Origin of the sequence: uncultured Psychrobacter sp., from assembly GCF_947495825.1 — a bacterium.
In the GTDB taxonomy this organism is placed as follows: domain Bacteria; phylum Pseudomonadota; class Gammaproteobacteria; order Pseudomonadales; family Moraxellaceae; genus Psychrobacter.
This window is the reverse complement of record NZ_CANMAH010000004.1, coordinates 214,875-227,557: the sequence shown is the minus strand read 5'-3', so window position 1 is coordinate 227,557 and position 12,683 is coordinate 214,875. Positions and strand designations below refer to the sequence as shown.

Here is a 12,683-nt window from a genome sequence, read left to right as displayed (position 1 = left end):
AGAGAGAATACTATGTCAGATAAATTTATTAAATCTAAAGCCGCCGTCGCGTGGGGGCCAAATGAGCCGCTATCGATCGAAGAAGTGGACGTCATGCTGCCGCGCAAAGGCGAAGTATTGGTAAAAATCATCGCCAGTGGCGTCTGCCATACTGACGCTTTTACTTTATCTGGTGAAGATCCAGAAGGTGTATTCCCAGCTATCTTGGGTCACGAAGGTGGCGGTATCGTCGAGCAAGTCGGTGAAGGCGTGACCAGCGTGCAAGTTGGCGATCATGTTATTCCTTTATACACCGCAGAGTGCGGCGTTTGTAAAATGTGCCGCTCAGGTAAGACCAATCTGTGTTCAGCCGTACGCGAAACCCAAGGTAAAGGTCTAATGCCAGACGGCACCACCCGTTTTTATAAAGATGGTGAGCCCATTTATCATTACATGGGTTGCTCGACTTTCTCTGAATATACCGTCCTACCAGAGATTTCATTGGCCAAAGTTGACGCTGATGCACCGCTTGAAAAGGTTTGCTTGCTTGGCTGCGGCGTGACTACTGGCATGGGCGCGGTTATGAATACGGCTAAAGTCGAAGAAGGTTCTACGGTTGCTGTTTTCGGTCTTGGTGGTATTGGCCTTGCCGCTATCATCGGTGCAAAAATGGCCAAAGCCAATCGTATTATCGGGGTTGATATCAACGAAGATAAGTTTGAGCTTGCCAAAAAACTAGGCGCAACCGATTGCATTAATTCTAAAGACTATGACAAGCCTATTCAGGAAGTCATCGTTGAGATGACTGATGGCGGCGTAGACTATTCGTTTGAATGTATCGGTAATGTCGATGTCATGCGCTCAGCACTTGAGTGCTGCCATAAAGGCTGGGGCGAGTCAGTCATCATCGGTGTCGCTGGTGCCGGACAAGAAATCTCAACCCGTCCATTCCAGCTGGTGACTGGTCGAGTTTGGAAAGGTTCAGCATTTGGCGGTGTCAAAGGTCGCACCGAATTACCAGGCTACGTCGATCGTTATATGCAAGGCGATATCCCATTAAATGACTTTATCACCCACACTATGCCATTAGAAGATATTAATGAAGCGTTTGATCTAATGCATAAAGGTGAGAGTATTCGTACGGTTATTCATTTTTAAGAGATGCTTTTTAGAATAACGTTATTGGTTGTAAATTTAGCGTTATAAAATAAAAATGCCGCTCCTAATGGGGGCGGCATTTTTTTAGCATTAAAATATAGTCAGTGAAAAGTAATATCGATATATCAGCAACACCGTAGCGTTTTTAGGATATTTTGACTATAGAGTGTTAAATAACGGTTAGCCTTGAGTATTAAGAATAATCTGCTCAGCAAGCGTGACCAAATCTGAGGCCACAAAGTCTGGTGTCGGTACATTGGATGCAGGCAACATGGTGTTATAAGGACGTTTGAGAAATGCCCCTTGGCAGCCAGCAGCTTGTGCGCCAATCGTATCCCAAAGATGACAAGCCACTAAGCACAAATCTGACATATCAGCAGCCAGCTCTTTGGCGACCATTTGATAAGTCTCAGGCGCAGGCTTGAACTTTGCAACCTGCTCAACGCTAAAAGATTGCTCAAAGAACTCACTCAATCCTGCCTTCTCTAGCGGCGTAGGAGAGGCGCTGGGTGCTGAATTGGTAAGCGTTACTAGACGAAACCCCGCGTCACGTAATTTAGTTAAGGCTGGGATGGCATCAGGATGAGCAGGAATTTTGCTCATGCGCTCTTTTAACTCATTAATATCGTCATCTGTTAGCGTTACTTCATGGATATCAGCTGTCATCTGTAACGCACCGACGCCAATCTCACCAAAAGGCGTATACAGTCCTGATAAAGTCATGGTTTGCGAATAAAGCACCAATTGGGCGAACCATTCTCTTAGCATATTTTCGTTATCGAATAGGCGCGCAAATAAGGGCTCTAAAGTGGTAATGTCGAGTAGCGTTTCATTGACATCAAAGACGATAATCGAGGGTGATAGACTGTTGAGCATAAAAACTCCTTTTTAGTAGTTATGAGTACCGTCTAACTTTAACTAGACTTGAGAGGTTGTACAAGATAAAATTGAGCAATCACTCAAATTAATATTGTTTTACAACTTTGCTGCATCTGATTGCAGCTTGGCACAGCCTGAATATTGGAATTGGATATGTCTCGTACGACGCTTTATAACCGACAAGACTCTTTAGAGCGAGCTTTACAGCTGTTCTGGCAAAAGGGTTTTCATGCAACGTCTTTAAAAGACTTAGAAAAAGCACTCGATATGCGACCGGGGAGTATTTATGCCGCTTTTGGTAGTAAGGATGGGCTATTCCAAGAGGTGCTAGAGTATTATGCGCGTTTGGCACTAGCTGAGCTTGAATATACGTTGAAGACCCATAGCTCGCCATTGATGGGGCTAGCTGCCTACTTGCGACAGCTTGGCAGCATTCTCGATAAGGGGCTGCCAAGTCGCGCTTGTATGCTGGTCAAAAGCCTATTGGAGCTTGGCGCCCGTGAGCAATCGGCCTTACAAAAGGTTGAGGCCATGCTGGCTGGTATGGAAGCGCGATTTATTGACTGCTTTACCGAAGCTCAGCAAATAGGGGAGCTTGATAGTGAGCTTGACTCTGTAAGGCTAGCTCGGCGCTTACAGGCTGAAATAATGGGGCTACGTGCTTTTGCACAGCGCGATGTAGACAGTGTTGCTGTACATGAGCTTGCCGAAGATATGGCGCAATCAATAGAAGCGTTGCGTAATGATAGCGCCATAGAATCGACATAATTTAATCAGCCATGTCAGCCAATTGCTTCAAGATTTGAGTATAGTTCTCAACCCCTTGAGCACCGCTAACCAGATGGCGCTCATTGAAAATGATGGCTGGTATGCTCTGAATACCTTGTTGTTGCCAATGCTTCTCAGTCTCTCGTACATCTTTGGCAAATCGTTGATCTTCTAGTACCGCCAATGCCTCACTACGATCCAGTCCAATCTCCGCTGCAATATCAGCAAGTACTTCTTTATCAGAGATATTACGACCATTAGTAAAGTGCGCGGCAAACAAAGCTTGTTTTAAGTCGTGCATACGGCCCTGTTGATCCGCCCAATGCAGCAGCTGATGCAAATTAAACGTATTGTGCATACGTGTGTCATCATCAAAGTTGAATGTAAAGCCCACCTCATTACCAGCTTCAGTCATTCGGGCGCGGCTCGCATCTGACTCGGCTTTGCTTGAGCCATACTTCTCCATGATATGCTCACGCAAGTTTTGACCAGCGCTCGGCATATTAGGGTTTAGCTCAAATGGATGCCAATGTATCTCATAGTCGGTATCGGTTTGCTCAAGCGCTTGTGCCAACTGACGATAACCGACGACGCACCAAGGACAAACCACGTCCGATACAATATCTATGCGCAATGGCTGCTTTGATGATAATTGCTTTGAATGTTCCATATGACCTCTCGTTAGCTCTTGTTATAATTTTCACTCACAAAACTACTGCGTGTTAGCCTAGGTAATTAGTCAGCCTTTTGCCATTCAAACTTTTGGAACGGCTTATCAATTGGCGTGTTAGCAAGATGATTGGTGTAGTTACTCATCACTTTTTGCGCGGCTGCAAGGATGACTTCCAAGACTTGACGCTTAGTAAAACCTGCATTTAAGAATGCTTGTACAGCGTCATCGTTAACATTAACACGATCCCGGACGACAGAGAGTGTAAAGTTACGTAGTGCTTCCAACTTCTCAGTCGGTAGTGGGGTCTCATTACGTAACGCTTCGGTGATAGCATCATCTACTTTCATACTTTTGGCAATGCCAGTATGCGCTGGCACGCAGTAATGACAATTGTGCTCAACGTTGATCGTTTGCCATACAACGGTGGTCTCTTCATCATCGAAGCTGCTGTCTAAAAACAGCTGATGCAAACGTTGATAGCCTTCTAACAGCCCTGGTGCTTCTGCCATAACAGCATGTAGATTTGGAATCATACCAAAGGCATCCATAGAGTTATCCAGCAACGCTTTGCTATCTTCTGGTGCGCTTTGTTTGTCGTGTAGAGTAAAGTCAGTCATATAAGAATCCTTATCATAGTTATGATGATTGAGTGGCAAAAGCTTTTATATTGAATCAATTATTATTTGAGTGATTGCTCAAATTGATAGATGATGCATACTTAAGCAAATTGATTGCAATCACTATAAATCATTTTGAGCGTACGTTCAAGAATAATTAAGAGATTGTCTGAATCACAACACTTTCATTACAATGCGCTGTATTACGATAGTTAAAATAGAACACATTCAAGACGTAAATATTAGCGTAAATAACAACTCAAACAATAAGGACGACTCATGGCGAAGACTATTTTGATTACTGGCAGTACTGACGGCATTGGTAAATTGACGGCTTTAAAATTGGCAGAGGCGGGACATCAAGTATATTTGCACGGTAGAAATGCGGACAAACTTGCCAGTGTCATTGCAGAGGTCAACGCAGTCGCGACAGGTGCAGCAGTAGACAACATTGATGGGTTTGTGGCTGGTTTTTCAGATTTAAATGCGGTACGTAAAATGGCAGCAGAAGTCAGCGAAAAGCTACCAAAGCTTGATGTACTCATAAACAACGCAGGGATTTATACCACCGCATCGGCAATGACCAAAGATGGCTTGGACATACGTTTTGTGGTCAATTATTTGGCGCCTCATGAACTAACTCACGCCTTATTACCGCTACTCAAGAAGTCAAGTGAAGCCCGCATCATTAATCTAAGCTCAGCGGCGCAAGCACCGATATCTTACAAAGCATTTGCAGGACAAGACCATCTTGCTGATAAGGACGCCTATGCCCAAAGCAAGCTGGCTCTTACGATGTGGAGTATGGATTTAGCCGACACAGTCGCGGCAGATGACATCAATGTCATCGCTGTCAATCCAGGCTCACTACTAAATACCAAAATGGTCGATGAAGCTTATGGTCAGTATTGGTCACCGGCGGATAAAGGGGCAAATATCCTAACCGAGCTTGCTGTCTCAGATGAGTTCGCTAACGATACTGGCAAGTACTTTGATAATGATATCAAGGATGGCGCGCATGGTGATGCAAGAGGGGAGTTTGGTCAACCGCATACAAATGCTTTAAATAAAGAAGCCATTGCAGAGCTCAAACACCAAACTCAAGCAGTATTGCAGTCGCTTCCTATATAAGTTATCGATTTTCGAATAATTTGTCAGCTATATCTAATGATATAATCCGTCACTTTGGCTTCTATGTCTTTATGACCTATGTTTAAGTGACTTAAGTTTCACGACTTAAGCTTCATGATTTTTCATAAGCTAGGCACATTTATCAAGTTTTTAATAATAGCTAAAAATCAATAATAGCGTAGCTAGTTTGTGTCCAACAGGAGATAACCCCATCATGATTTGGCTAAAAATGCTTGTTGGCGCGTTGGTGGTATTATTGATTCAACTGTTCGCTCAAAGTCGGTTTTTTTATTTGGCTGCACTTGCGCCACTTTTTCCAACCTTTACTTTAATAAGTCATTTTTTAGTCAGTACTCAGCGTAATGCTACAGATTTTAAAGTTGCACTGATATTTAGTATGCTAGGTGTGATACCGCATCTTATTTATACGCTGGTGGTGTTTTTTAGTTTTAGCCACATTGGGCTGTATAAGGCGTTATTACTAGGTATCGCAGGCTGGTTAATCGCTGCTGCTGTTTTGGTATTTGCATGGCAACATCTGCAAATATAATCAATCGATATATTAAGCGCTTCTTTTATTGGTCATGCGATCAAACCATGCATCATCATAGACAGCAGTGGCAGAATCAAAGTGCACATATATTTTTTCGTTGTTTAGCGTCGCGTACCAATGTTCGTCATTGTATCCTGTGAGCACTTCAAAGTATTTTTCATTCACAAAATCGCCTACAACGTAGGTGTTTCCTGCTGCAAAAAAGGTATTGCCAGCCGTACAGAGTAGTTTATCACCAGTATTTATCATAACTCCCTACTTGTATATTTGATTATATTCGGAAAGGTTAATATATTATTTTAGCCGAATATAAAATCAAATACTACAAGGTAGGGTGCAATGAATACGTTTTGTAACGTAATTTTTTACGCTTCCATGCAAAAAAGCAAGACAGTAGCTGCCTTGCTTTTTAGTTAACTTATACAATTTATTTTTTTAACAAATTAACGCCCATACTTAGCACAAGAGGCGGGTTGCCAATAAAATTCAGTGGCGACGAATTCATCATCACGTAGACGACCTTCATAACTATCGTCAAATATGATCTTATATTGACAAGTCTCGACTCTGTCATCGGCATCGTAAAATTTAAGGATATAATCCCATTCGCGAGCGTTAAATCCTTCACTAAAATGGGGGGTACCAATTAGTTTATAGATTTCATCTTTAGTAGTACCCACCTTGATTTTGACAATATCATCATGATTGACAATAGTACCGCCTTTTTGCCACGCTTTGTTTGGGTCAGGGAATACCAAGTCATCGACATTAACAGAGCCGTGCTGAGCACCAGGGGTCAAATGCCATGTCGGCGTTATGTTTTTTTGGGTACAGCCAGTCATTGCAAATAGTAGAGCAGTCGTGGCTAACAAGCCGTAACGATATGCAGATTTTTTCATGATCCATTCCTTAATATATGTTGTGTGTCATTTGACAACGTTTATCTATTTATAAGAAGCTATCTATAGACAAACGCTGCCATGAGGTAATGTGTTTGTACTAGAAATGGAAGCCTGCACCGATTGCACCGCCAGCATTTCCTTGCGTATCCGCTGTACCATTCACTTTAATTACCCAGCGACCATTGTCAGACACTTTAGACACACCAACGGCCACTGCGCTTTCGCCATTGTATGAGGCGATACCGCCGCCAACCATTGACTTACCTGGAATGTATGCTTGCGGTAACGAAGACATCGCCATCGCAGCCGAGATACCAGCATTGGCATCGTCTTCGACTTCACCAATTCTGTAACCTAGCGCGTTGACACTATCGCCAAGCTTTTTATCAAGGGCATGTAGCTGACTACCGTTAATCGCATCAGTACTGTCCGCTGCAATGTTGCCAGCTTCAACTCCAGTGATGACGGTATTGGCAGCATTAAAGCCTTCAGTTGTCATGCTAGGACCGTCTTGAATAGTGACGCCATTATCATTAACCACTGTGTTGCCTGTAGTGACGCTATCGACTTCGATGTTGCCATCAAGGCCGATTTGGATGCTGCCACCTGTTGTGCTAGTGGTAATGTTGTTACCGCCCTCAAATTGAATGCTGCCACTATTACCGCCGACGCTTTGACTGATATTGTCACCATTATCCGCGCCAAAGCTGATACCCGCGTCAAGACGACCAGTATTTTCTGTGATCTTCTCGTTATTGGCTTGGATATCTTCGTTGGCCTGCGCGTTACCTTGATTAATAGAGGCAATGGCATCACTGATGTTACCTTTGCCTGTACCGCCAATGTTACTAGCGGTCAAGTTACCATCTGCATCATAGCTAGCATCACCACCGATAATACCGGCGACGCCGCTACCAAGATTATCTAACTGACCTTTATTAACTGCATCTGAGGCTTGAACTCCATCGGCTACGTTAGTGATAGTAGTACCTTCAGCGCCGCCTAACGTGATGCTGCCTTTATTGACAGTATCGTCTGGGTTTTTGTCATATTGAACCGCGGCATTGCTAAGTGAAGTATTGCTATCACCAAGCGCGTCACTGACTGCTTTTAGCTGTGAGACGTTGACGGCATCAGAGTCAGCCGTACCAGCAGCAACGCCTGTGATTTGACGATATACACCATTTGAAGCATTACCTACAGCAACTGCGCCTGTAGTGCTGCGGGTATTGAAAATATCTTGATTAATTATTTCACCACCATTATTAGTAGCTAAATAACCAATAACTCCTGCACCAGTAGCAGCACCAGAATCTGTACCCAAAACAACAGAACCTTCCGTTGTCTGCGTTACATCGTTACCTAATACAAAAGTATCGTCGCTATTAATCGTATTGTTATTACCTACTGAGTAACTGTTACTACCATTAATAATACTTGGATCACCAAAGGCACCAGAGTTATCGCCATTGACGATGTTACCTGTACCGATACTGATGGACTGCGTGCCATTGGCTTGAGCGTTATCACCGATGGCAACAGAGGAGGCGCCTGATACTTTTGAACCTGCTCCAATAACCACTGAGTCGGTTGCCGTCTCTGTCGCTTCGGTGTCGTGCCCTAGAGCAACCGTGCTGTCAGCGCCTTCTTTGATAATGGCATTGACACCAATGGCGGTTGAATCAAAGCCGCCTGCACTTGAGTCGTTGGTCATACCAACGCCGCCTATACCATTATCTCTAGCATTGGTGTGAGCAAATTTTACGCCTTCAGTGTTCATCTTTTGTACGGTTTGACCAATGGTTAAACGATCAGTGACTTCTTGTCCTGTCTTATCGTAAGTTAAGAACAATGAATCTAAATTATCATTATCTACAGAAGTGTTAGCGACTTGCTCAGCGACATTAATGGTCACTTCGTCCCCGCTGCTATCAAAGACTTTAACTTTGGTAGCGCTGTCGAGCTGACCTTTATTGACTGCATCGGAGGCGTTGATACCATCAGCAACGTTGGTAAGCGTCGTGCCACCACTGATGACGATATCATTATCACTATCATCTTTACCAATAACAGCCTGTGTACCGTTAAAGCTAACTCTATCGTAGTTTACCGTATTGTCGTTATTACGATCATACTGAACGCCGCTTGCACTTATGTTGCCAGTAATAGCATCTAACTGGGCCTTGTTTACCGCATCATTGTCAGCCGTACCTGCAGCCACGCCTGTGAGTTGACGATTAACGCCATCAACATTGGTAAAGTCAACGCTGGTACCGCCCGTTTGAGCGCCAACAGTGATCGCGCCTGTTCCGTTGTCTTGACGGACAAGGCCCGTTTTACCTGAGGCCAGATCTGCAAGACCAGAAGTGTTTGCCGTGGTGCGACCATCTAAGTTGCCTAGTGCGCTACCGACATCGTTATAGCCTGTGGTGCCAGCGTCATTGTTACCGTTGTTTAAGGTATAAGTGGGTGCGTCAACTACACCTGTTGCAGCGTTATAGCTTGCACCGCCGCCTAGGTTGCTTGCGGTGCTGTTGCCTAGAGCATCTACTTTGCCATCAACGTCTTTAACTTGACCAAAGGTTGCCGCATCATCGTCCACTAGACCATCTGCAACTCGAGTAATACGGTTGCCACCGTTATTAAGACCGTTATTGCTTAAGGTTACGGTTTGGTTTCTGCCTCCAATTAGGGTGACACCTGACCTATTAACTGTAGTACTGCCTGTGCTAACGCTACCATTTGTTCCAAGGTTAATATTTTCTGCTAGATCATAGTTGATGCCATTATTACTAACGGTTGAGACTAAGTTGCCATCAGTATTGGTGAAGGTGACGGTTTCACCCAGCTTTACATTATCAGCAGTACCATTGTCAGCGTTAATATTAAAGCCTTGGTTTGCTTGAGCTTGAATGTCAGCAATGTCACTTGTGTTGGTGGTGGTGCGACCATCTAGGTTTCCTAATGCGCTACCGACATCGTTATAGCCTGTAGTGGTCGCATCATTATTACCGTTATTTAATGTATAAGTAGGGGCACTAACTACACCTGTTGCAGTGTCATAGCTTGCACCGCTGCCTAAGTTACTTGCTGTGCTAGTGCCTAAAGCGTTTATTTTAGCGTTACTAGCATTTTCTACTGCATCAAGTTGACCTCTATTAATAGCGTCTTCAGGTGCAATGCCATTTGCCACGTTAGTAATGCGGTTGCCGCCATTATTGAGACCGTTGTTGCTCAAGGTTACGGTTTGGTTTGTACCACCAGTTAAAGTGACACCTGATCTATTAACGGTAGTATTACCTGTTCTAACGCTACCATTTATCCCAAGATCAACGCTCTCATTTAAACTAACTTGTACGCCATCGGCGGTGGTAGTGCTGGTTAGATTACTGTCACCAGTGACATTAATAGTATCGCCTAGCGCAAAGTTATTGTCTGTCGTGCCATTCCCAAAGCTAATACCTTTATTGATGTCAGCGGTATTATCAGTGGTACGAGTATCTAAGTTACCTAGCGCAGCACCAACGTTGTTAACCGTGGTATTGGTAGTCGTATTAGTCCCGTCATCCAAGGTGTAGGTTGGGGCAGTATAGGTATCGGTTGCTGCATTATAAGCTGCGCCGCCACCTAGAGCAGCTAGATTGCCAGTAGAGCGATTGCTATTGTCGGCGATGTTGCCTGCGTTGATATCGATGTCTGTTCTATTAGCAGTAACACTAGTATTAGTAGTGTTTAATTGATCACCCGTCACTGCATCACTTGATCCAGCAGCAATAGTGCCGTTAGATAGGTTAGTGATCTTATCACCGCCGACATTTAAACCATTAGCTGTGCTGGTCAGTACTGTATTGTTGGTAGCATCACCAATAGTCGCTTGGGTGACACTAATGTTCTCTGCTAAGTCGTAGTTAATGCCATTGTCAACAGTGTTAGTCACAACTAGGTTGCCATCAGTATTATTGAAGTTAACGCTTTCACCTAATTGAACGTTGTCGTTAGTACCACCAGCCGCACTGATGTTAAAGCCCTTTGCAATAACAGCAGTATTATCAGTGGTACGAGTGTCTAGGTTACTTAGGGCAGCGCCCACATTATTGACCGTGGTGTTAGTGCTAGTGTTAGCACCATTGTCTAAGGTATAGGTTGGAGCAGTATAAGTATCTGTTCCCGAGTCATAGCTGCCACCAAGAGCTGCCATGTTGCCTTCAGAACGCGTGGTATTGTCTCCTGATCCTGCACTAACTGTGCTTTGCAACTGTGCTACCGTTACAGCGTCACTAGGTGCTGCACCATCAGCCAAGTTAGTAACACGACGTTTTATCGTGTCGCTACCGACCGAGACGGTGCCATCAGCTGTAGATTCGACATTAGTCATGTAAGATTTGCCACTTTGTGCTACAGCAACCGAGTTTTTTCCTAACGCAACACTGTTATCACCTGTAGTTTGTGCATTTAAACCGATAGCTACACCACCTGTAACATTAGTATTCGCACCATCACCAATTACAACTGAATTAGTTGCTGTTGCATTCGCATTTGTACCAATAGCAACTGACTTTTCAGCGGTAGCGGATGAAAAAGCACCAAGCGATAAAGCATTATTTGCCGTTGCTTGTGCGCCGCCACCAAGTGCAATAGAGTCTTGAGCAGAGGCTTCAGTTTGTCCATTAGGTTGATAACCCGCACCTGTCTGTCCAGCGACTTCATCGGCATTATCGATATCCGGTGCACCAATGGCAATAGAACGATATCCTGTTGCTGTTGCAGAATGACCTATAGCAAGTGAACCTGTACCAGTAGCCGCCGATACATTGCCTAGAGCTTGTGCAAAGTCACCTTGAGCGACGGATTGTCGCCCTATAGCCAACGATGTGTTACCCTCAGATAAAGAACCGATACCGATTGCCACACTAGCAACATTGGTAGAAGTTGCATACTCACCTAACGCTAGTCCAAATGCCTCTTCAGCTCTTGCACCTGTTCCAATCGCTACAGATCCTCCTACTTCGCCCCCTGGGGTATATGCAATAGTACCAGTATAAAAAGGATTGCCACGATCAGCGATAGGACTACCCTCACTGTCGGCAACGGCTTCACAACCAATTGCAATATTTCTATCACTAGTCCCTGAATTTGCTTGATTACCCGCCGGAGCTCCAAGCACATTCGGATCACAGACAGATATCGCTGTCCCAGATCCTGTACCTCCAGTAATACCTGCCACAGCAAACGCCTGCGTAGACAGCGTAAGCCCTGTTGCTGCCAGTGCGACCGTCAAGCTACTTAGACGCAGCAACTGTGCCCCTGTCGATACAGCGGCTGATGCGCTAGAAGTAGCGCTTACAGTGGAGGTTGAAGACTTTCCTCGGCTCTTTGCATATTCTGCGACTGCCATAAAACAGTTTAATGACTGATTCCAAATAACTTTATAATTGCGATTCATAAGTTAACATCCTGTATTGGTCAAAACCCTGCCTAATAACAGTAAAGCCTGTTGACAATAAATTGACATAGAAACAATAAAACCAATGGCTGGTTAATAAAATATAATTTATATTCACTTAAAAGAATTTATTAATGTAAATTTCATATATTTATATATGTGAATTTATGAATGTTAAGGGATAAATATTCATTATTGTGAATATAAAACGATAATCGTTATTTTTTATATAAAAGATATAGATATAACGGACGAGTAGGTTTGACCGTCAGGAGATGCAGGGCCTGAGATGGATAGTAATTTATACGTCTGTGGTGGTGTTTATAAACGTCTTTTGAATACCATATAAAATATAATATTTAAATAATAGTAAAAATATTAATTTATTTATATTATAAATATTATTTAATTTTATACTAAAATAAAAATAATAAAATTTTATAAATATAATTTTAATTACTCTAAAAGAGTCGAATTATATAAAACGAATTTTTTTAAAACGTTAATAAAATTAAAGAATAAATTAATTGCATTAAATTAAAATGTTCATTAATATATATAATTATATGTGGCCAATAAT

The 12,683-nt window shown here is 43.3% G+C and carries 10 protein-coding genes; 4 read left to right on the top strand and 6 right to left on the bottom strand.

The features are described 5' to 3' along the window. Positions 1 to 12 precede the first annotated feature (12 nt). Positions 13 to 1,137 (top strand): S-(hydroxymethyl)glutathione dehydrogenase/class III alcohol dehydrogenase, encoded by a 1,125-nt coding sequence (locus Q0895_RS06500; protein ID WP_299186702.1) that lies wholly within the window; start codon positions 13 to 15, stop codon positions 1,135 to 1,137. A 180-nt stretch (positions 1,138 to 1,317) separates the two neighbouring features. On the opposite strand, the gene Q0895_RS06495 is transcribed toward Q0895_RS06500, so the two are convergent. Continuing rightward, positions 1,318 to 2,013 carry a haloacid dehalogenase type II gene (locus Q0895_RS06495; protein WP_299186700.1) on the bottom strand — a complete coding sequence of 232 codons (696 nt, stop codon included), beginning with the start codon at positions 2,011 to 2,013 and terminating at the stop codon, positions 1,318 to 1,320. A 156-nt stretch (positions 2,014 to 2,169) separates the two neighbouring features. Between Q0895_RS06495 and Q0895_RS06490 the strand changes: the two genes are divergently transcribed. Then, the gene (locus tag Q0895_RS06490) at positions 2,170 to 2,784 is read left to right on the top strand and encodes a TetR/AcrR family transcriptional regulator (RefSeq protein WP_299186697.1); all 615 of its coding nucleotides are present in this window, start codon (positions 2,170 to 2,172) and stop codon (positions 2,782 to 2,784) included. Between the two features lies 1 nt (position 2,785). Here the strand turns inward: Q0895_RS06490 and Q0895_RS06485 are convergent, their stop codons facing one another. Both Q0895_RS06485 and Q0895_RS06480 read right to left on the bottom strand, forming a co-directional pair. Continuing rightward, on the bottom strand, positions 2,786 to 3,454 hold the full coding sequence (locus Q0895_RS06485) for a DsbA family oxidoreductase (protein ID WP_299186694.1): 669 nt from the start codon (positions 3,452 to 3,454) through the stop codon (positions 2,786 to 2,788). Positions 3,455 to 3,519: 65 nt separating this feature from the next. After that, on the bottom strand, positions 3,520 to 4,074 hold the full coding sequence (locus tag Q0895_RS06480) for a carboxymuconolactone decarboxylase family protein (protein ID WP_299186691.1): 555 nt from the start codon (positions 4,072 to 4,074) through the stop codon (positions 3,520 to 3,522). A gap of 279 nt (positions 4,075 to 4,353) precedes the next feature. Between Q0895_RS06480 and Q0895_RS06475 the strand changes: the two genes are divergently transcribed. Beyond that, positions 4,354 to 5,205, top strand: coding sequence for an SDR family NAD(P)-dependent oxidoreductase (locus tag Q0895_RS06475; RefSeq protein ID WP_299186688.1), 852 nt, complete (start codon positions 4,354 to 4,356; stop codon positions 5,203 to 5,205). 214 nt (positions 5,206 to 5,419) lie between these two features. Continuing rightward, positions 5,420 to 5,755: a GlpM family protein gene (locus Q0895_RS06470; RefSeq protein ID WP_299186686.1), complete on the top strand. Its 336-nt coding sequence runs from the start codon at positions 5,420 to 5,422 to the stop codon at positions 5,753 to 5,755. A 12-nt stretch (positions 5,756 to 5,767) separates the two neighbouring features. Here the strand turns inward: Q0895_RS06470 and Q0895_RS06465 are convergent, their stop codons facing one another. The 3 genes from Q0895_RS06465 to Q0895_RS06455 all read right to left on the bottom strand — a co-directional run bounded on the left by Q0895_RS06465 (position 5,768) and on the right by Q0895_RS06455 (position 12,103). Next, on the bottom strand, positions 5,768 to 6,007 hold the full coding sequence (locus Q0895_RS06465; RefSeq protein ID WP_299186683.1) for a hypothetical protein: 240 nt from the start codon (positions 6,005 to 6,007) through the stop codon (positions 5,768 to 5,770). A 194-nt stretch (positions 6,008 to 6,201) separates the two neighbouring features. Then, the gene (locus Q0895_RS06460) at positions 6,202 to 6,657 is read right to left on the bottom strand and encodes an outer membrane protein assembly factor BamE (protein WP_299186680.1); all 456 of its coding nucleotides are present in this window, start codon (positions 6,655 to 6,657) and stop codon (positions 6,202 to 6,204) included. A gap of 100 nt (positions 6,658 to 6,757) precedes the next feature. Further along, the gene (locus Q0895_RS06455) at positions 6,758 to 12,103 is read right to left on the bottom strand and encodes a YadA-like family protein (protein WP_299186677.1); all 5,346 of its coding nucleotides are present in this window, start codon (positions 12,101 to 12,103) and stop codon (positions 6,758 to 6,760) included. Positions 12,104 to 12,683 lie beyond the last annotated feature (580 nt).